Annotated in this window: 12 protein-coding genes and 2 pseudogenes; 6 read left to right on the top strand and 8 right to left on the bottom strand. The window is 59.3% G+C overall.

The window, feature by feature from the left end; all coding sequences use genetic code 11:
* Nucleotides 1-793: 793 nt before the first annotated feature.
* Both I6F33_RS24900 and I6F33_RS24895 read left to right on the top strand, forming a co-directional pair.
* Nucleotides 794-1603 carry an SGNH/GDSL hydrolase family protein gene (locus I6F33_RS24900; protein WP_225144408.1) on the top strand — a complete coding sequence of 270 codons (810 nt, stop codon included), beginning with the start codon at nucleotides 794-796 and terminating at the stop codon, nucleotides 1601-1603.
* A gap of 98 nt (nucleotides 1604-1701) precedes the next feature.
* The gene (locus I6F33_RS24895) at nucleotides 1702-1893 is read left to right on the top strand and encodes a hypothetical protein (RefSeq protein WP_225144407.1); all 192 of its coding nucleotides are present in this window, start codon (nucleotides 1702-1704) and stop codon (nucleotides 1891-1893) included.
* Nucleotides 1894-2188: 295 nt separating this feature from the next.
* On the opposite strand, the pseudogene I6F33_RS24890 reads toward I6F33_RS24895, so the two are convergent.
* A pseudogene (locus tag I6F33_RS24890) lies at nucleotides 2189-2331 on the bottom strand (single-stranded DNA-binding protein); the annotation flags it as partial.
* A gap of 788 nt (nucleotides 2332-3119) precedes the next feature.
* Between I6F33_RS24890 and gmd the strand changes: the two are divergent.
* Together gmd and I6F33_RS24880 are read left to right on the top strand one after the other, a co-directional pair.
* Complete coding sequence (gene gmd / locus I6F33_RS24885; protein ID WP_225144406.1) at nucleotides 3120-4190, top strand: GDP-mannose 4,6-dehydratase; 1071 nt, start codon at nucleotides 3120-3122, stop codon at nucleotides 4188-4190.
* Entirely contained in the window at nucleotides 4171-5112 is a 942-nt protein-coding gene (locus tag I6F33_RS24880) for a GDP-L-fucose synthase (protein WP_275970695.1), read from the top strand. Before gmd ends, I6F33_RS24880 begins: the two co-directional genes overlap by 20 nt.
* A gap of 210 nt (nucleotides 5113-5322) precedes the next feature.
* Here I6F33_RS24880 and I6F33_RS24875 read toward each other — a convergent pair whose 3' ends face one another.
* The 3 genes and pseudogenes from I6F33_RS24875 to I6F33_RS24865 form a co-directional block, all read right to left on the bottom strand.
* Nucleotides 5323-5931, bottom strand: a complete 609-nt coding sequence (locus I6F33_RS24875) for a hypothetical protein (protein WP_225144405.1) — start codon at nucleotides 5929-5931, stop codon at nucleotides 5323-5325.
* Nucleotides 5928-7105: pseudogene (locus I6F33_RS24870) on the bottom strand (ERF family protein). The gene I6F33_RS24875 and the pseudogene I6F33_RS24870 overlap by 4 nt, the downstream one beginning before the upstream one ends.
* The gene (locus tag I6F33_RS24865; RefSeq protein ID WP_225144404.1) at nucleotides 7089-7946 is read right to left on the bottom strand and encodes a YqaJ viral recombinase family protein; all 858 of its coding nucleotides are present in this window, start codon (nucleotides 7944-7946) and stop codon (nucleotides 7089-7091) included. Before I6F33_RS24865 ends, I6F33_RS24870 begins: the two are co-directional and overlap by 17 nt.
* A 391-nt stretch (nucleotides 7947-8337) precedes the next feature.
* Here I6F33_RS24865 and I6F33_RS24860 point away from each other — a divergent pair, with 391 nt between their 5' ends.
* Together I6F33_RS24860 and I6F33_RS24855 are read left to right on the top strand one after the other, a co-directional pair.
* A complete protein-coding gene (locus tag I6F33_RS24860) occupies nucleotides 8338-8892 on the top strand; it encodes an HAD-IIIA family hydrolase (protein WP_225144403.1) in 555 nt (184 codons plus the stop codon).
* A 57-nt stretch (nucleotides 8893-8949) separates the two neighbouring features.
* Nucleotides 8950-9345 (top strand): hypothetical protein, encoded by a 396-nt coding sequence (locus I6F33_RS24855; RefSeq protein ID WP_225144402.1) that lies wholly within the window; start codon nucleotides 8950-8952, stop codon nucleotides 9343-9345.
* Between the two features lie 1594 nt (nucleotides 9346-10939).
* Here I6F33_RS24855 and I6F33_RS24850 read toward each other — a convergent pair.
* The 4 genes from I6F33_RS24850 to I6F33_RS24835 form a co-directional block, all read right to left on the bottom strand.
* Nucleotides 10940-11146 carry a hypothetical protein gene (locus I6F33_RS24850; protein WP_225144401.1) on the bottom strand — a complete coding sequence of 69 codons (207 nt, stop codon included), beginning with the start codon at nucleotides 11144-11146 and terminating at the stop codon, nucleotides 10940-10942.
* 129 nt (nucleotides 11147-11275) lie between these two features.
* Entirely contained in the window at nucleotides 11276-12394 is a 1119-nt protein-coding gene (locus tag I6F33_RS24845) for a recombinase family protein (protein ID WP_225144400.1), read from the bottom strand.
* A 1223-nt stretch (nucleotides 12395-13617) separates the two neighbouring features.
* On the bottom strand, nucleotides 13618-13884 hold the full coding sequence (locus I6F33_RS38635; protein WP_225133131.1) for a PilZ domain-containing protein: 267 nt from the start codon (nucleotides 13882-13884) through the stop codon (nucleotides 13618-13620).
* 943 nt (nucleotides 13885-14827) lie between these two features.
* Nucleotides 14828-20035 (bottom strand): DUF4082 domain-containing protein, encoded by a 5208-nt coding sequence (locus I6F33_RS24835; RefSeq protein WP_225144399.1) that lies wholly within the window; start codon nucleotides 20033-20035, stop codon nucleotides 14828-14830.
* Between the last annotated feature and the right edge of the window lie 219 nt (nucleotides 20036-20254).

Here is a 20254-nt window from a genome sequence, read left to right as displayed (position 1 = left end):
CGCACGGATTGGAGGTTGTCCAGGCGAAGCAAATTCCGTTCGTCGGCTTGCTGACACGCGCGACCGACCAAGCGTCTGCGGCGCACCCGCTGTCAAGGTCGACCTGACGGCTGCGAGCAACGATCCGGCCGGGCTCAACCTGTTCTTCGATAGCGCTAACAAGACGTTCGTTGCCCCGCGCGCCGGGCGATATCTAGTCAATGTCTACGTCTATCAGACGTAGGGCGGTTCGCCATCGTACACCAAGCTTGGGTTTGTGACACGACGAGCGTGCAGAAATCGCAAGTGTTCTCATTTACGGGTCACTCGCGGCAGGGACGGTCTACGGCCCTTGCATGCAATTCCTGAACGCTGGCGATCTCCGATCCATCGGAGTTCAGGCCAACGGGACGACGCGACCTGTCATGGCCCGCTTTGAGTTTTCGGAAGTGTGCCCCTCGTGGTGAACCGGCATTCTACTTTAGGATGCCTCGTTTCATGTTTGGCCCGCTTGCGCCGGGAGGTACAAGATGTAATCACTCGTTTTATGGCGCTGGCAAGACGGCAACTCCTTCTTGGGGTGCCTGCGATGATGTTGAGAATTGGCGCGCAACGCGTCAGGGGTGGCAGCGGAGTATCCGAGTTGCCTCCTCCTGGTCGCATGCCCGGAAGCTACCCCGCCAATGATCCCGCTATTTCCTACAGCGATTGCGTTGCGCCGACGTTCGTTAATGGTTGGGCTCGCTTTCAGCGGCCGATCGCTGATCCTGGGTCGGACTTCCAGTACTGCATGCCCGGAGCGCGGCAGCGGTTCATGTCGAACGCGCCTTCTGTTTCTGTGCGATTGCGCTGGAACGGATTAGTAACGCGGACTGACGCGCGCAATCTGATCGGACACGTCTTCGTTGATGGCGTGTTTGTCCAGGACTTCCAAACGTTGGCAGAGATCAATGAGGTCACTACTGGTGCGGTCGTGATCAACATGGGGTCGAGCGCGAACCGCCTCTATGAAATCATCCTGCCATATGCGGATGGCGTTGAGTTCGGTGGCGTCGAGGTCGATCCGGCCTATGTCGTGACGGCCGCAGCGCCGCGCACGGGGCCGCTGATGGTGTGCCTGGGCGATAGCATCACGCAAGGATTTGGGGGAACCGACACTCGCCGATCTTGGCCGTTCCTGCTCGCCCAGGCGAAGGGCTTTCGCTGCATCAATCTCGGCTATGGCGGTCGCCAAACAGTGCCGAGCGACGGGACTGCTGCCGCAAATTTGAACCCTGACAGGATCACTGTTCTGTTGGGAATGAATGACTTCCTCGGTCAACGGCCGGTCGCCGACTACAAGGCTGATCTTAAGCAACTGTTGATGAACATCCACGTCGTCGCGCCGACCGTGCCGGTCTACGTCGCGGGCGTGACGCTCTCGACGCAAGTACTTCCAATCCCATATGCCAGCTACAAGGCTGTGGCCGGGCAGGTGATCACGGACTTGGGGTATACTCAACTGGTCGGCGTCGATACGGCAACGCTCATTCCCGATGGGTTGAAGCTGACACCGGACGGCGTTCATCCGAACGATGCGGGTGAAGCGAACATGGTGGCCGGCTGGGCTGCTGCTATTTCGTAACAACGTTGCGAGGCGCTCAGGTGGCCCAAAGCGGGCCGGGCGGATTATCATGGATGAAGTCACGCGAGCTGAGATCGAGTCCACGGGAGCTTAACGACATGAAAGAGCGTGTCGTTCTCTTGGAAGCGCAGCAGCCGCACATCAAGCAATCGCTGGAGCGGATCGAAACCAGCGTTGACAAGCTGAACGGCTACCTCTCGAGACTGATCTGGCTCGCAGTCGCCCTGTTCGTCGCCGCCGCCGCAAAGTTCATCCTGGCGGGCGGGTTCAACCACATTCCGCAAGCTTAGCCTGCAACCATTGCCGGTGCAGTGTGCCGTCCTCAACTGAGGGCAGGCTTAGATGAGGCGTGGCATCGCCTCTGGTCGGTGCGGGTCGCAATCCGTGGCGGTCTATTCTGAAGCGCCATCGACGGCCTGATTATGGTTTGGCCGCGCTCGCTGACAAAATCCCAACACTCGCATACGTGCTCGGTGGCATCGTTCTCTCGACGGCGTTCGGCCTCGCGCGCGTGCTCAAACAGCCGGGGGCTGAATAATGGCGATCACCAAGAAACACGTCGGTCTCTCTGCCGCTGGCGCGGTAGCGGATAATACTGAGGCCGGAGGCCAAGGACGCATACCGAAAGCTTCGATCATCCTCTCGGGGAAAGGTGATCGGATCACGGCAGTCGGTGTCTTCTCGGTATTTGTCAGTTCAGCCTGAGCCCGGGCGAGGGCCGCCTCGATGGTTCCGCCTGCCCATCAATCTTTGTGCGTCTTACTTCTGCCCCCCCGATGAGAAGGGCAATTAGATAGCATTGTCAATGGAGTGCACCCCTGGAGTGGGCGAGCCATTCTCCTAGGCGCTTCTATCGATCCGAGAAGGGCTTCGCAAGAGCGGTACATGACTCCGCCATGCGGTCAGATAATTCCTTCCGGGCGGCTCCCGGTTGACCGCTCCCTCCTCTATGGGATTTTCTAAGATCTTGGGACATTGCCGATGGGCTCTAATCATCCAAATGACAGCATAGCTTGGGAAGCCAAAGAGCTGACACCAGACGGCATAAAGAACGTTTTGGTTGTGGAGACTCACTTGGTGCTTACAGCTAGTGCTGAGGGCCACGATCCTCTTGCCGTAACCAATCTTCTCTCGGCCGCGAACCGGTATCTTTGTCCAAAATGGGGAGCGTTAGGAACCACGAATGCCCTCAATTCAAGAAATATCGAAGCAGGTCCGACGCGGCGGTTCGCGCAACCCTCTAGGCGCGGGCGAACGAACTGTTCCCCCATGTAGGTTGAGGAACTGAGTTCGTGTGGAGGCAGTGGGAAGGGCGGGTTAATATCTGCGACCACCTGGCCACTGTCCCGTCGGTTAGCCATGTCACTGTTTCCAATCAGCTTGCAGTCGTTTGACAGACGCCGGGATGGGGGTTGACGTGCGAATGGTGATCTGTCCAAAAAGACGTGCGTGAACATGCTTCGCTGGCGCCTCGTCGCGCCTGTTTTATCTTAGATGCGCGGGAACAAGGTAGGCCATGACCAAACGGGTCGCTTTAATCACCGGCGTGACGGGTCAGGACGGGGCCTATCTCGCCGAGTATCTGCTGTCGCTCGGCTACGTCGTGCACGGCATCAAGCGGCGCTCGTCGTCCTTCAACACCGCGCGCGTGGACCATCTCTACAAAGACCCGCATGTCGGCAACGTGCCGTTCCTGATGCACTATGGCGACATGACGGATTCGACCAATCTGATCCGCCTGGTGCAGCAGATCCGCCCCACAGAGATCTACAATCTTGCCGCCCAGAGCCACGTCGCCGTCAGCTTCGAGAGCCCGGAATACACTGCTAACGCCGATGCTGTCGGCGTGCTGCGCCTGTTGGAGGCGATCCGCATCCTCGGCATGGAGAGAGAGACGCGGTTCTACCAGGCTTCGACTTCCGAGCTCTACGGCCTCGTGCAGGAGATCCCGCAGAAGGAGACGACGCCGTTCTATCCGCGCTCGCCCTATGGCGTCGCCAAGCTCTACGGCTACTGGATCACGGTGAACTACCGCGAAGCCTACGGCATGTTCGCTTCCAACGGAATCCTGTTCAACCACGAGAGCCCGATCCGCGGCGAGACCTTCGTTACCCGCAAGATCACCCGCGGCGTCTCCCGGATCGAGGTTGGGCTGGAGCAGACGCTCTATCTCGGCAATCTCGAGGCCAAGCGCGACTGGGGCCATGCCAGGGATTACGTCGAGGGCATGCACATGATCCTGCAGGCCGACAAGCCCGACGATTTCGTACTCGCCACCGGCGAGACGCGCTCGGTGCGCGAGATGGTCGAGCTGTCCTTCGCCCATGTCGGCCGCCGCATCGAATGGCGCGGGAAGGGCGTCGACGAGACCGGCGTCGAGGCCATCAGCGGCAAGACGGTGGTGAAGATCGATCCGACCTATTTCCGCCCGACCGAGGTCGATCTGCTCGTCGGCGATGCCAGCAAGGCGCAGAAGGTGCTCGGCTGGAAGCCGAGGCGGACTTTTGCGCAGCTCGTCGACGAGATGATGACGGGCGATCTGGCCGAGGCCAAACGGGAAGCAACTCATGGCAAGCGTACCATTTGAGCTGAAGGGCAAGAGCGTCTACGTCGCCGGCCATCGCGGCATGGTCGGCAGCGCGATCGTGCGCCGGCTGGCGCGGGAGGATGTGAATCTCGTCACTATCGAGCGTCGCGAGCTCGATCTCTGCAACCAGGCGCAAGTATTCGACTGGTTCGCGAAAGTGCGGCCGCAGGTGATCTTCCTCGCCGCCGCGAAGGTCGGCGGCATCGTCGCCAACAACACGCTGCGCGCCGAGTTCATCTACGACAACATCGCGATCGCCACCAATGTGATCCATGCTGCGCATGTGAACCATGCCGAGAAGCTGATGTTCCTCGGCTCGTCCTGCATCTATCCGAAGCTGGCGCCGCAGCCGCTGCGGGAAGACTCGGTGCTGACGGGCCCGTTGGAGCCGACCAACGAGCCCTATGCCATCGCCAAGATCGCTGGCATTAAGATGGCGGAAGCCTATCGCAGCCAGTATGGCAGCGACTTCATCAGCGTGATGCCGACCAACCTCTACGGGCCCGGCGACAATTATCATCCTGAATTGAGCCACGTCGTTGCCGCGCTCATCCGCCGCTTCCATGAGGCCAAGCTGTCGGGCGCAAAGACCGTCGAGGTCTGGGGCACCGGCACGCCGCGGCGCGAGTTCCTCTATGTCGACGACATGGCGGATGCCTGCGTGTACCTCATGAAGACCTATTCCGGCGCCGGGCTGGTCAATATCGGTACCGGAAAGGACATCGCCGTTGCTGAGTTCGCCCGGGTCGTCGCAGACGTCATTGACTACAAGGGTGAGATCTCTTTTGACACATCAAGGCCGGACGGCACGCCGCGCAAGCTACTCGACGTCAGTTGCCTCGAAGGGCTCGGCTGGCGTGCGAAGACCGCTCTCGCGGACGGTCTGAAACAGGCGTACGCGGCATATCTGTCGCTCGGCTGATAGAGCGGTTACTCTCGCTTAATCCATCGTAAGCTGTCCACGGGAGCTGTGATCGCTTGAAGGTTATTACTTCGAAGACGATCCGATCAGATCCTGCAATACTCGCACTGCCTTGGCGATGTTTGCCTCGTCCGCGGAAGCTGGGCGGCGCTCGCGTTGGTCTGCTTCGATCACTTCGCAGGAGGTCCATTGATGTCATCGCTTACGTCTTTACGCTCCGCCTTGCCGCAAAGCGGTTCGATGCGCACCGCGGATTGGGTGCCGTCTGGCCGGGTTCCGCGAAGCATTGAATTCTTTTATCAGCAGTAGGCGCCGAAGCTGCGCTCCGTTCAGGAGTGATTCAAATAGCGTGAGGATCTCGTGCGCCTGAACATAAACCTCCATGCTGATGGCGTGCTGATCGAAGCCGTGCGATCTGAGACGGGCCTCGCTGTCGTGCGCGGCCGAAGCATCCATTTGCCAATCCAGGGCATTATTGATGGTGTAGATTTCGGCTACATCCTGAACGTCTGGAGCAATGCCAGCTAGGTCGACGCGGCGAAGCGTCATCTCGATAGCCTTCTGGCGGTAGGTGTTCAGGACCCTATGCCGCAGTACCCGGTAGCGCTGCATCTCCCAGGAGAGTTCGGCAACGTCGATAGCGAGTAGCCATTCGACGGCCGATTGAGGGCTTAGGTCGCGAAAGATCGTTGCCTGGATTGCATGATAGTGCTCAACATCCTCTCCGGGCAGAAGTTGAGGCGGAGGGCACAGCGCCTCGAATTGAGGCGGCAAGACGCTCGTCTGCTGAGATTTAGATAGGTTGACAGGACCATTCATTGACCTTGCGCACCCGTTAGTCGACGCGAAGGCGGTGCAGCAACTGTTGCTCCGTTCGCCAGATGGACGGGACTGCCATCCCAAAGCTCCTTCGCGATCGGCAGGGGCGAAATCTGAAGGTTGGTCCACCAGGCACTTTCGTCTCCGTGTCGGTGCAGAGATTGATGGTGGGATCTGCAGAGCGGCACGGCGAACTCGTCGCTGACCTTGCGTCCCAAGGAGCGTGGCTGGGCAAACTTCAGGTGATGCGCATCGGCAGGTGTCTTCTGCAAACCAGGCAGCCCTGGCTGCGAATGAAAGCGAGGTGATCCTTGCTGCGTCGCCGGGGCGGCTCCTTCGGGAAGGCAAGACCGGCCTGCTCTCCGGGAGAGGTGTCGCGAGGTGCGCGAACGTCGCTGGATGGTTCCGAGGATTGCTCAAGTCCGGGCTGTCCGGCCGCTGATATGGGGCGCTGCTCTGCTGGATCGATCTCTGGGAGCGGAGCTTCTTCGAACCTCTTTTGATAGGCGGCCTCGAGCACGCGAGCATCTGCCTCCAGCAGAGTGTTTTTGAGAGGAAGGCAGGTCCTAGCCCAGGCAAGCAGTCCTTCGCTGCCCTCTAGGCGGCCCAGCTCGTCCAGGAGCTGGTCCAGCAGGTCGGCGGATCGTTCGGGAGGCAGCACCGGTGGCCGGTTCAGGACGCCCTTAGGCGACTTTCCCTTCGGCCCTGGTGCGGCCTGCGGCTCGGTGGCGGCGGGAGGCCCTGTAACGACATCAGGCGGGTCCAGATCGTCCTCTCCGGCTATGCCGACCAGTGCAAATAGGGCATACCGGCGGGCATAGGTCAGTGCTGCGCCCATCCGGTGCGGCGCCTCGACCTCCTTCGAGGCGCAGACCGGTAGGTCCGAGGAAATCCATTCGCCGGAAGCATGGGCCAGCAGGGTGGTGAGGTGGATCTGACCGGTGACCTGCTCAATCCGGGTGGTCTGGATGGTGGCGATCTCCTGCTGGCTCAAAGTCTTGCGGACAATGTCCAGGCCGGAAGCCAGAGACGCGTAGCGGAAGGTGCGATCGTCCTCGCGCGGGAATGGCGACCGGATCACGGCGGTCAGGGTCTTTTCGGGATTCGTCAGCTCGGCCTGAGCTCGGGCGAGGGCGGCCGCGATAGTCCCGATCCGCTCACTGGACTGATGCATGGGGCCCCTCCGTCGCCTGAGCCTCGAAGCTGATCGCGCCAGACTTGGAGCGCTTGGCCTTCCCGTGACCGATGGCTTCCTTGGCGTCCTCCGGCATGAGCGCCTTCAGGTCGGCCTTCGCTGCTTCATGTTGCCCGTGGGCCTCTCGAGTTCGCAAATAAGTGGCCGCCAGCTCTGCCCATTGGTTGGAGGTGGACATGTCGACCACTCTGACAGCCTCCAGCCGCGGGCGGGGCGTCTCGATGTTGAACAGAGCGGGCGGCTCCCCGCTCTGGACGCAGCGCCAGAACTTCTTCTCGGCGGTCAGCAGAAGATGTTGATACAGCGGATCGGCGTGGACTTTGATCTCCACCCACTTGCCGCCGCCGGTGATGATCGAGAGGACTGCGTTGCGGCTGGCTGTGACCCACATGTTGTGCTGCAGCTGGGCCATGTGCTTCTCGGCTGCAGCTTCCTCGGTAAAGGCCCAGGGCAGCATGAACTTGGCTTCGAAGACCGCGCCGGTCTGCTCGACGGTCCCGTCCAGCGTTGCCGCCATCCATTTGTGCACGGGGTGACGGACGCGCTTTTGGATGTCCTTGACCGTGTGCCCGCTTGCCCGTTGGTACCAGGCGCGGTTCAGGACCTCCGTCACGGTGCCGAGCTGAACGATCAAGTTGTCTGATAGATCCTCAGGCTCTGCTTCGCCGCGCTTTTCGCGCCAAAGGCGAACGAGACTCTCTTGATCATCCCCCATGATGATGCGGGCGTCCGAGCCGCCGATGAAATGCCGGCGGTCGTTTGGGTTGAACCTGATGATTTGATTGGACGCGTCTGCGCCATTCGTTTGAACCGTCGTCACCGGTATCTCCTACGCAAGAACAAGCCGCGGTACATGCCGCACTGCCTGAAGCCCCGCGTCCGCGAGGCGAGATACCGGCGCTATAATCGGTGGTAGCGCCCGGCCGACTCAGTAACGCTCCGATCGCGCGGGAATGCCAGTTCTTTCTGCAGCAACATTGTTGCTCTCTTTAGGGTCAAGAATGGGCTCTTGTTCTCACGCGTTTGGGGCGGGGGTGACGGGAGGCGGACCAGCATCAAAGCGGCAAAACGAAGCTAATTTATGCTTCAACGCAGACAGCTGGACGCAAGGCGCGGGCGCAGAGGAGGATCTTGTCCGGCCGCGACGTGTTGAAATGGAGCAGTGATTGTCGGAAGATCGGCAGTATTGCTCGAACGTGGGTGAATGAGCTTTGAAGCGTCCAGCAGTTTTCTTTGATCGTGATGGCGTCCTCAATGAGGACGACGGCTATGCTTTTGATCCGGACAAGATCCGGTGGGTGGAAGGAGCCCAACAAGCCGTGAAAGCAGTCAATGACGCAGGGTACTTTGCTTTTGTCGTAACGAACCAATCAGGGGTTGCGAGAGGCTTTTACGAGGAACGGCATGTTCGCACCTTGCATGAATGGATGTCGCGTGAGCTTGCTATTGTTGGTGCACATATCGATGCGTTCGAGTTTTGCCCACATCACCCCGATGGACTGATTGAGAGATACCGTGTCCTTTGCAACTGTCGCAAGCCGCAGCCGGGGATGATTAGAGCCCTGCTTGAGCGGTACTCAGTGGATCTCGATGCAAGCTTCATAATTGGGGACAAGCAGAGCGACCTTGCCGCAGCGCGGGCGGCTGGCATCGCGGGCTATCTGTTTGATGGGCCTAACCTCCATACCTTTGTCGCCCCGCTGTTGACGGCTTGGTCCCGCCATCCTCCTCATCAACACCGCGGGTTCGCGGGAACGGAGGATTAGCGCCTCGATTAGCGATCGAGATCGGTCGATCGCTAGCTCCGAAATCAAGGAGGGAAGTTGGCAACAAGGAGACAAATCGAAGCCAATCGCGCAAACGCGACGAAGAGTACCGGCCCGCAAACAAGTGCTGGGAAGTCAATATCAAGCCGCAATGCTTACCGACATGGTCTATCTCGTTGGGACGATTCTGAAGGCTCTGTTTCCACTGACTTCGATGCAGTTCTTGCAGAGGAATTCAAAGGCGCGGGTATGGAGATCGCGCTTCAAGATTTTGTTCAAGCCAGGAATCGACAGGATCGCCTGCGAGCTCTTCGGCTAAGTCTGATCCTGGCCGTGATCGAGGGCGCTGATACAAAACAAATGAGACTTCTGCCGAGCTTGGAACGTTATGAGAAGGCCGCGCTCTCGCGACAGCGGCGAGGGCTTAAACGCATGAAGCTCAACACCAGATGAGGACTTGGAGCTTTCACATTTACTTCGACGACTTGGAGACCGCATGGAGTACATTTTTCCCTGCTAACGGTGACCTCACCATCGGTCTTTTCTGCTTTACGCGATGGTGCGGGCGAACCTGCGTCGATGGCGGCCGGCCCGTGAAGTTGCTGACTAGCCCGATTCGAGTCAGAGATAGGCAGCTGAGCTACTTTGGGCAGGTTGGCGATCAACTGTACGAGGCTTCTATCGGCGGGGACCCGCAGGGTATCCAAAAGCTGAAGTGACGCTTGTAAAGTTGGACTAGACAGTCCGCTCAGCTGCCCCTCGTGCGGATATGGTTTTACTTCGGCTTAGTCACCGTGCAGGGACGGGGATCTCCCGACAGAGATAAGCTTTGAACTGGGCAGGGGCGGGAAGATATGTTTACGCAGGCCAGTCGTCGCAAGTAGGCCTTTGCTTACGCGAGTTTTCTCTGAACGCATCTGAGCAGACGCAATTTGGCTTTCAATCGGAGTTTTAGGCTATATGCTTGGAGCGCTAGGAACCGCTGCGTGGGTTTAGAGGTATGCACAAAGAGGTCCTCATAACACTGTGGTCTTTGGCTGCTGCATGCGTGGTGGCTTTCAGCCTAGCCGCACTCGTGTCATCGCACTAGGATTTGCACGTGCGCTGCTTTCAGGTCGTTCTGGTTGGCTTTTTGTTCGCCGGCGCTTGGGGCGCGTTCGCCAAAAGCACGCCGCACGCCACAACGCCTAAATCGCAGTGCCTCGTGCATGCGTCCGAACTGCCGTCGGAAACACCAAGGGTGGTATGTCCGACACGCAGCTCGCCGGGGAGGCTTTTGCGTCTGTCCCAAATTCTCGGAGGACGGCCAAGCCAACGGATACTATGTTGGTACGGTAAGATAGCATCCGCGAGCGTGAGGCACGTCCTCAGCGAGCTAGCCACCGCCGCAAAAAGGGTGGCGCGCAATCATCTCTATCTTGCAGACACCAAGCCTGCAAATTGGGATTTTCTCGCTTAGGATTAGATCGGTGTGTTGGACGTGAAGGGGCTCCGATTCATACTCAAAGGAACACGCTCGCTGTAGACGTCGCTCAGCGAGAGCATCGGGTAAACTGTTCCAAGGGTTTTTTTGGATTCATCCGGCTGCAAAGCCTGTCGAAAAACCGAAATGGAACTTGCGTCGTCGGGCAAAACAGTGGTTCATAGGGTGCTGGTCCAGTGCGAAATGGAGTCCAGCCAATGGCCGACCAATGCAAGGTTTCGTCCGATCTGCCGGAGCTAGCTAAGCTAAACGGAGAATTCCGAAGGAACTACGGGAAGCTGCTTGGAGCCTTTCTTTATCTACGCTCCGTTAGCGCCGCCCGTGGGCGCTCCTGGTTTTGGGCGGCATTGCTTTCGGCCGCTTGCTCGACGGCACTGGCGTGGCTGGGGAAGAGGGGGTTGCTGCTGTAAGCTGACATGCTTCCTAAACCAGCCGGGTGCCCGCCGGAAGCGAAGGGCTCTCACTGCTCAGGGCTGGATCGCGAATGGACGCTGATACCGTCAATTCCTTCGCGCGTTGTGCCGATATCTCGCTGCGATAGCAGAGGCTTAAACCTTCAAGTGCCTAAACGATACCGCCAAAGTCGATGCCTTCCTTGGTAAGCTCCTCGGCTTCCTCGGCGGAAGCGGCGGGTTTCGTATCAAGGTAGGGATGCTCAGAGGTTGGTAGGATGGTTCGGATGTTTTGACCATCCGCCCTTGTGATGCGGGCAACCCAGCGCTTATGGCCGTGCTCAAACCGCTGGATGTGATACTGCTTGTACGTGATCATGAAACCCGAACGCAACAACACCCTTCATTTCGGCCTGACGCAATCCGCTCTGCAATTTGTCATGCGCAAGTCGGGGCGGCACCGGATACTTGCTCGTCGAAGCAACGCAGCGCGCAAAGCGCCAAAAGGCTAGTCGCGATATCGGCTCGCAGAGGCGAGGTCGCGCGCGGCAAGCTCCAATTCAAGGTCAGTGATCCGCTCGAAGATGTGAGCGGCGACCCTCTCCGATTCCTGGAAGGTCAGCGATCGGATGCCCATGGACGCAAGTTCATCCCTGAGGATTTTCGCGACAATCGACTTAACACTCATAGTAGGCATATCCCAAATGCGAGCATCAAAGCTCAGCCCGAGCGCCAGCGCAAGGTCGCAAATCCGGCTTGCTGAATCAGCGCCGCTGGCGGATGTTTTGGTCTTGGATCGTTGCGCTTTTGGCCGCTTGCTCCTAGGCCCTTGCGCGATGTGAGAAGTAGGATCCGGCTTTATGAATCGGCGGGCGACGGCTTGGATTAGGCCATTGACTGTCTTGAAACGCGCAATCCCCCGCCGCGCTCGTGACTTTTCGGAAAAGCGGATTGTGCGTTTCATTTTGCCGTCGGTAGGCAACAGGACGTAATCGAGTACTGTCTTGTTGTGCTCGGCCAAGCGAATGGCGGCGATCCAGCCGTGAGGAAGGCACGCCTCGCGCTCGATACTACAGTACGGTGCATGCGTTGGCTTTTGGCCAGGGGTCCAACGGGCGGCCCTGACGGAAAGACAGGCCATCCCGTCCACTCGGACGCAATCGCTCCAGCCCCCCGAACTGATCCGCCCGCCCGCCGCCTTAATGGCAGCGGTGGCCTGTTCGACGAGCTTTGACCTGAACTCAGACCAGACAGGCCGCGCGTCGAGAAACTCGTAGTTTCGCTTCGGGGTGTAGCCGAGCAACCGATACAGATTGCGAAAATTGCCAAAGTGGGTTTGGCAGGTCGCGGAGCAGGGCAGCCCCGGCGTTCGATCGATAATGGTCGGTGTCAAGCGGCCTTCTCTAAGAAGTGCTTTGCGCAACCGGGAGAGCATCTCCTCCTCTGACAGATCAACCCGGCGCTCCTCGATAATCTTCCTAACGCTGAAGAAGACCTCGCGATCGATGATGGGCTCGATGCAACCCTCGCTTCTAGTCCATTGTTCGGGCGGGTTCTTCACGGCCGTTTGTCGGAGCTTTTGGGGCTTTCGGTTGAAAATGAGATTTCCGATATAGCTGAGAATCAAGGAGATCCTACTAGGCGCATCATCGATTGCTGATATACGTACGCAAATGAAGCAGCCGAACTCGTATTATCCCGAGTTCGCTGGTTTCCCCACACAGCTTCTTCGGGAAAGCAACCTTGCATTCCTGCAGAAGGTCGCAAACTTCAAAACCTTGCTAGGTGGAGCGTCACCACCGCCACGGCCAGAACTCCTGAGAATCTATTCTATAGCAAGCGGCCAACTTCCTGACGCGCTTTCGGATAAGGACCTTCCGTTGTTGCGTGAGTTCGGAAATGTTGTCCTCGCGACGCAGCGCCCCATCCCGTTACCAGGCTATGGCCTCAGTCGATTTGAGCCATCTTGTGGCCCGAGGACGCTTTGGGGACTGTTCTTCACTGGACCTTCTGTCAGCAACATTAGAGCAGGGGCTCCTCCGCCCCCGCCGGCGATTCTTCCCTACCTGTAGCAAGGCAGGGTTATCGTCAGCCGGCCTTGGATTGCAGTTTCTCGGCGCATATACATTGGCCGGAAGCCGGATTCACGGAAGCAGACATTTGGCGCGGTGGCGTCGACAGAGTGGGCGCAGGTGGAGCTTAGTTTTAATTGCGTGTTGTGGCAGACAATAGCTCGAGACCGCGGCTAGCTGCGAACCTGCGCGTTTCAGAGAGATTGTTTCGCGGGGAGGAGCGTGAGGATAGAAAATCGTCCCGCTTACGAGAAATGAGGTTTGACCGGAACGACCCTCGCCATCTGTCGATCGGCGAAGCCTGTCGGGGAAAGTACGCTGCGTGAGCAAAGCACTCGTGTGAGCCGATCCAAAATTGCTTACTGGATTAGTCTTTCAAGGCGAGCCGAGCGCAATTCGGACACTGGTAGACGGAAGTTTGTTGGCCGTCTCGCGGATCAAGAATGACCGATCTCAAATCAGCGGCAATGTGGCAGTCGTCGCACTTGGGACGCAAATCAACAAAGGTCGGGTCAAAGATGATCTGCTGCTCGCGCATGTGATGCGGCCCCCTCAGCAAGGGGATCAGATAGCGAGCTCGACATCAATATCCTGAGTTATGTTGGCGGCGTAGAGGCCGGACGGCCGCATGGTCAAGCGAGCCCCGGCCCTGTCTTTCGGGTCGATTGCGTGTCCGCTATGGGCTGCTCATCGGACGTCCGAAGATGCGACGAGCAAGTCGCGATGGGCCAAAAGGCGACAACATTCGAAAGGATGAGGGTCTCTAGCTGATGCGGCGTTACGCGTAGAAAGCTACGCCGATCTGACCGTCCTTTCGCCAAACAATATGGCAGGGCCTAGAAGTGCCATCCGAGGCTATCGCGAGCACGAAGCTGTCAGGAAACCAAAACGGGCCCCGCGCTTGGATGCGGGCACCCGTCGCGGAGATATCGCGAACGATGCAATCAACCGAAAGTGAGCCGAATACAATTTGGCCGCCCTTGAGAATGCGACGAAAGTGGTTCGAGAGCCCCTTAGCGAAATTGCCGAACACCAAGTCTATCATGAATGAGAGGAGGTGACCCCCGGAGGTGCAGCTCCTGCCCATTTGATGAGCGGACGTTTTCGCGCAGGTTGCGCCCTTGTGTCCCAACCAAACAATGTCGATCCGACTGCAGTGCCAAAAACGCCCAGCCCAAGGAAGTCCCTTCGTCGCATGTGCCCCCCTCTAAAGCGCCATCGTCTATATCGGGGCTAACCGGGCGGCCACCGTGACGCGGTTCACGGACGAAGACGTTCCGGTCCCACACCATGCGGCGGCTTGCACAGACGCAAGCGACCACATCAAAGGGTCAGAGACATGTTCAAGACCATATCGTTGGCGGTTGCCGTCGCGCTCTCCGCCCTTTCCATTGCGCCAGCAATGGCCTCGCAGCGCCCAGAAAGAGACATGCAGAGCCAGTCACGCCTCGCTTTTCCGCAAGGGGTTGAGCACACGTTATGCGGAGTTGTAGGTCCTTGCATCGAGGTACCCACGCATAGCCATCCAGAAATGATCTGCGATCCCGGACTGTGTAGAACCAAGCCGCCTGTTGAGAAACCGCTGCTCGGGCGTAATGTCATTTCCAAACTGACTTGCGATACCGGGCGTCGGTTATGTCTACCGTCCGCCCGGAGTCTCGCGCGTTACAACTCGCGCTCCATCGCTGGATTGGCTGCGGTTCTTCACCTTGATCCAGAACTTTTGCCGTCCGCCGGGTAAGGCCGATCGCGATGCTTGGGCAGGAGACCTGATTTCAAAATCTGCAAAAACAACCCGATGCAGTAGCCGACACGAGACTCAGGCGACCCTTGCGGCACCAACCGCAACCCGCGCTCTAGTGGAGACACGGTGGGAGGAATTTCGGATAAGCTAGTGTAATGATTCATCGACTGAAGTCATGGAGCGTACTCCGCATTGCGTCCTTGCCATCTGACCGTAGTCGCTACGCAAACGGGCGCTGCCCCCGTTAGCCAGTCAGTTGCTGGCGGAACAGAACGTCCACACCGTAGCTCGTTGAGTTGTAAGTGTCGGTTGGGAAGAGGCTGTTTGATCCATATGCATACACTCCATTGCCTCCGCTCGAAGCCGAGGATGGCGCAGTCAGCGGTCCGTTGCTAACCGCCGAGCTAAACAAGTTGGGATCGGCGGAGTAGTTTCCCGACGTATGATAGGATGCAACATACGTCTGCCCTGGCGTGATCGTCACCGGTGTGGCGAAGTTGACTTGCTGCCAGCCGCTCGCCGTCTCGTTGGTGAAGGTGGCGGTGGCCAGCAGGGTGCCGGTGCTGCTCCAGAGATTGGCAGTGTGAGTGCCGGTGTTCGACGGGCCCTTGTAGAAGCGTAGCCCGGTGACATCGCCGGCGCTCGACGCCCGGAATTTGAACCCAAGCTCCACCGAATTCGGATCATTGGCCGATACCACACTCGGCGTCGGATTATTGCTGAACAGACTTACGATGCTCGCAGATGCTGCGTTGACGTTGAGAGAGGCGGACGCGCTTGCCGTCCCACCTCGACCGTCAGAGATTGAATAAGTGAATGACGCCGGTCCCGTATATCCGGAGTTCGGGGTGAAAGTGACGGTGCTGGTCTGCGCGTTGTAGCTCGCGACGCCGCCGGCGCCGTTGCTGACGCCCGTGATGGTCAGGGCATCGCCGTCTGGATCGGTGTCGTTGGCCAACAATGCCGAAGCCGGGATCGAGATCGCAGTGTTCTGAGTAGCGCTGAACCCGGAGTCATTCGCCGCGACTGGTGGCCGGTTGACACCGCTCGCGGGGCTATACATCACGTCCACCCAGTAGTTGGTGGCCCCGAAGGTGCTGGTTGGGAACAGATTGCCGGTGCCGTAGGTGTAGACGCCATTGTTGCCGGCGGGCGCTGTGAGCGGACCATTGACGCGCGGGGCCGTAAAGTAGTTGCTCGTGGACGTGTAGTGCCCGTTGCTGTGGTAGCTTGCCACATAGGTCGTGCCGGCGGCGATCGAAACCGGATTGTTGAAGATGACGGTCTGCCATCCACTGCTGGTTTCGTTCGTGAACGTCGCGGTCGCGAGCAGCGTGCCCGTGCTGCTCCATAATGACCCCGTATGGGTGCCGGTGTCGCCGGTACCCTTGTAGTACTTGATGCCGCTGATGGTGCCGGCCGCGGATGACGTGAAACGCACCCCGAGATTGACCTGGGCCGCGTCAGGATCCGAGAGAATGGCCGGCGTGTCGGAACTTGAAAACAGGCTCACTGTCGGCGGGGTCACTGTCAAATTAGCCGTTGCAGTTGCGGTGCCGCCGCGACCATCCGAGATGGCATAGCTGAAGGATGCAGCGCCGGTGTAGCCGGTGGTCGGCGTGAAGGTGACGCGATTGGTCTGGGCATTGAAGCTGACGGTACCGTTGACGCCGCCGCTCACGCCCGTGATCGTCAGCGGGTCGCCATTCGGATCGGTGTCGTTCGCAAGCAGGGCCGACGCGGCAATCGTGAGAGCCGTGTCCCGCGTGGTGCTGTAGCCGCTGTCGTTGCTAGCTACCGGCGGCTGGTTGGTTGCGGTATTTACCGTCAGGCCGACCGTGGCAGTTGCGGTTCCGCCCTGTCCGTCGGCAATGGCATAGCTGAAGGATGCCGCACCGGTATAGCCGGTAGTCGGCGTGAAGGTAACTACATTGGTTTGGCTGTTGAAGCTGACGGTGCCGTTGACGGCGCCGCTCACGCCGGTGATTGTGAGAGTGCCGCCATTGGGATCGGAGTCGTTGGCGAGCAGCGCGCTGCCCGCAATCGTCAGTGCGGTATTCTGGGTGGTGGTGTAGCCGCTATCGTTGTTGGCAACCGGCGGCTGGTTGCCGCCGCCGGACGGCGCGAACACAACATCGACCCAGTAGTTGGCGGCGTTATAGGAGTTGGTCGGGAAGATGCCGGACGTGCTGGTGCCACCATAGGAATAGACGCCGTTGCCGCCGGCCGTCGTAGTCGAAAGCGCGGTCAATGGGCCGTTGGTGACAGCCGTGGTGAAGTAGTTGCCGGTGGCCACATAGGAGCCGGTGGTGTGATAAGAAGCAACATAGGTCGTGTTGGCGGCGATCGAAACCGGGGACGGCAGGTTAACGGTCTGCCAGCCGCTGACCGACGTATTGGTGAAGTTGGCTGTAGCGAGGCGGGTGCCCGTCGACGTCCAGAGATCAAGGACGTCGGGACCAGTGTCGCCGGGACTGCGGTAGAATTTGAGAGCCGTGATCTGGCCGGCAACGGAGGACGTGAACTTCATCCCGACTTCAAGCTGCGATCCGTCATTGAGGTTGATCTGCGCTGGTGTATTTGACGCGCTGAACAGGCTGACGGGAGCCGCACCGGGCGGTACCACCGTGAGGCTGACATTGGCAGTGGCCGTACCGCCGCGCCCGTCCGAAATCGTGTAGCTGAAGCTGGCCGGACCGGTATAGCCGGCGGCGGGCGTGAATGTGATGTTGTTATTCTGCGGATTGGGTTGCGTGTTGAGGACCACGGTGCCGTTTGTCGCTGCGCTTACTCCGCTTATGGTTAGTGCGTCCCCATTGGGGTCGCTGTCGTTGGCGATCAGCGACGCCGCCGTGATCGTCATGGGCGTATTTTGCGTCACGGTCGGCCCGGTATCGTTCGTAGCCACCGGCGCGGAATTGGTGGTGGAAGGGTTGAACATGACGTCAACCCAGAAATTTGTCGATTGGAACGTGGTGGTCGGGAATGCCCTGTTGCTGCTGTAGGTATAGACGCCGTTACCATTGGCGAGGGCGGTCAGCGGACCGCTGGTCACATTGCTCGTGAAGTAGTTCACGCTGGAGGAGTAGTGGCCTACGTTCGTGTGATAAGACGCGACATAGGTGGTGCCTGCCGTCAGCGGGACCGGGTTGGAGAAGGTCACGCTCTGCCAACCGCTTGTCGTTTCGTTTGTAAACGTGGCGGTTGCCAGCAAGGTGCCGGTGCTGGTCCAGAGTTCACCCGTGTGGGTGCCTGTATCCTGGCTGCTCTTGTAGAAGCGGATTCCGCTTACGGTGCCGGCAGTCGACGTCTGAAACCTCACACCGAGCTCGACGGCGCTGGCATCTATCGTGTTGACTGTGGCGGGGGTCGCCGAGCCAGGAAAGAGCGAGATGAAGGACGGCGCGCTCACGGTCACCGTGCGGCCCGCCGAAGGCGTTTCCAGATTGATGCTGTCGTCCACCGCGCGTGATTTGATCGTGTAGGTCCCGGCAACTTGCGGCGCCCAGGTATAAGTCCATGTCTCATCGCCAATCGCGTTCTGCCAGCTCAGCCCACCATCGGTCGAGACCTCCACGCCAGCGATCACGCCGCCGCCGACATCCGCTGCCGTGCCGGAAATCGTGACCGCACGTCCGGCACTGAAATTCGCCAGGGCGTTGATGGTGGAAGTCGGAGCCGCCGAGTCCGTCGAGCCGGTGCCCGCGACCATCCCCGGTTGGAGCGTTCCCGGTTGAATCCCCATGTCGGCGAGCAGATTGATCATAGCCTGTTGCACGCGCGGATCGGTCGGCGTCGGCGCCAGGTCGTGATTGTCGCTCAGGCCCCATGCCCAGTAGACCGTACCGGCGCCGAAGACTAATGCGCCGCTCGGAGCGCGATAGAGGGTCAGGTTATGGGTTGAAACGCCACTTCCGGTCGTGTTGCCATAGTCAAGCAGGTAGGTATTGACCGGAATGGTTGTCGAGGAAAGCCGAACCAGGCCGGCTGGATCGAATCCGTTGTCAGGCGCTTCATCCCACTCATAGCCAAGATAGTTCTTGGTCAGCGTTGCCGTTTGCCCGGGCTGAAGATTGGCAACGCTGGTATTGCGCCAGAAGCGCAGGTTAGCGTCGTCATAGGGAATTGTGATTGACTGGAGGCCGCTGCCTTGGCCGACATCATCGACCTGGAACATCTGTCCGATCAGGGCATTTTCCGGGATTCCCCCGCCGACCGCCGGCGGGCTGAGGCGCGGATCACGGAACGTTCCTGTCCACTGGTCGCTTGGATCAATCGACGCTCCTGGTGAAAAAGTCTCCTTATAGGAGATCAAGGTGCGGTAGGCGGTGGCGTCGCTGCTTATGCTGTTACCCCAGCGCGTGCGCCAATACATCTCGTTGCCGCTCCAGAACGCAAGATTCACGCCGGCATCGCGGGCCGCCTGGACATTGGCGCGTTGCTGCCCTGACCAGTATTCGTCGTGGCCAACGTCGAGGTAGAGCTTGTGATTCAGGAGGAGACTGCCGTAACGATCGGCATCGACTCCCGACATGTAGGAGACGTCGTAACCATTCTGCTCCAGCCAGTAGATCGCAGAATACTCAGCGCCGAACAAATAGTCCTGCGGGCCGGCATAGGTCCCGACGTTGCCGCGGGTGGCGATCGGCCGGTTGTAGCTCACCGCGTAGGCGCGCCCGGCGCCTTGACCGGTCGCGGGACCGTTGCCGCCATAGAAATTTGCACCGCCCCAGCCGTTATAGGCCTGCCAGGTTGTATCCGAGGTCTGGAAGATCACATCGCTGGTGCTGCTGTCGTCTCGAACGATGAAGGGGATGTGATTGGCGCCGGCAGTTCCGTCCTGGCGCACGAGCTTTGCAATATAGACGCCGGACACGGCATCGGCGGGAATATCCCAGGAGGCTGAGACGGACCAATTGCCGGCATCGACCAGGCCGGTCGCCGCGTCGCGCAGCGGCGTAGGCTGGTTCTGCACGCCCGTGTGCTGGATGGTGGCGACCTTTCGCGCTCCCATGCCGCCATAGTAGCCGAGGCGGTAGATGTCGATCCGGTAGTTTGATGAATTCGTATTGATCTTGAAGTCGACCCGGTTACCCCGATTGACGCTGATGTCGGTGGCGAAACCTTCGATATTCGAACTGCCCGCGCCAACGATATCCCATTCGCTTTGTGGGTTTCCCGGCTTCTGGTTCTCGAGAACAATTGGGTTTGTCGAAGTCGCTGCAGCCGCGAGACTGCTGGTGGACTCCGTTGTGGCGGCCTGCCGGCCGGCTGGGGGAGTCTTTGCGGTTGTCACCGAGCCGGACAGAATTCCAATTGGGCTGGTTGCCGTCCCGGTACCGGTCTCTCCTCCACCTGGCAGCGCGTTCCAGTTGATAAGAGGCGTAACCTGCTGCAATGGCATGTCGGCACTGGTGGAGGCTCCCATGATTCCGGTCTGGCCGGTCAGCACGAAGTCCGCTCCACCAGATAAACGAGTACCTTGCAACTGCCCGATGTGGGCTGCACTTTGATCGAGCAATCGTGTTGGAGCAATGAAGTAGCCGCAACCACAAACCTGCGCGGCCGCTGGAATCCCCGACGATCCAACGATACTCGGAGCCAAGGCCGCCGAGGGAATCCGACCAAGAATGACGACCGGATTTGAGGTCGTTTGGTCGGCTGCCGCAGA

This window comes from Bradyrhizobium sp. BRP20, from assembly GCF_020194215.1.
GTDB classification, from domain to species: domain Bacteria; phylum Pseudomonadota; class Alphaproteobacteria; order Rhizobiales; family Xanthobacteraceae; genus Bradyrhizobium; species Bradyrhizobium yuanmingense.
Note: the sequence above shows the minus strand (reverse complement) of the source record. Positions and strands in the feature narration are given on the sequence as shown.

Excerpts from the sequence above, each read along its gene's own strand:
- I6F33_RS24900 (WP_225144408.1), top strand. The coding sequence starts at position 794 with ATGTCGAACGCGCCTTCTGTTTCTGTGCGATTGCGCTGGAACGGATTA.
- I6F33_RS24895 (WP_225144407.1), top strand. The coding sequence starts at position 1,702 with ATGAAAGAGCGTGTCGTTCTCTTGGAAGCGCAGCAGCCGCACATCAAG.
- gmd (WP_225144406.1), top strand. The coding sequence starts at position 3,120 with ATGACCAAACGGGTCGCTTTAATCACCGGCGTGACGGGTCAGGACGGG.
- I6F33_RS24880 (WP_275970695.1), top strand. The coding sequence starts at position 4,171 with ATGGCAAGCGTACCATTTGAGCTGAAGGGCAAGAGCGTCTACGTCGCC.
- I6F33_RS24875 (WP_225144405.1), bottom strand. The coding sequence starts at position 5,931 with ATGAATGGTCCTGTCAACCTATCTAAATCTCAGCAGACGAGCGTCTTG.
- I6F33_RS24850 (WP_225144401.1), bottom strand. The coding sequence starts at position 11,146 with ATGATCACGTACAAGCAGTATCACATCCAGCGGTTTGAGCACGGCCAT.
- I6F33_RS38635 (WP_225133131.1), bottom strand. The coding sequence starts at position 13,884 with ATGATAGACTTGGTGTTCGGCAATTTCGCTAAGGGGCTCTCGAACCAC.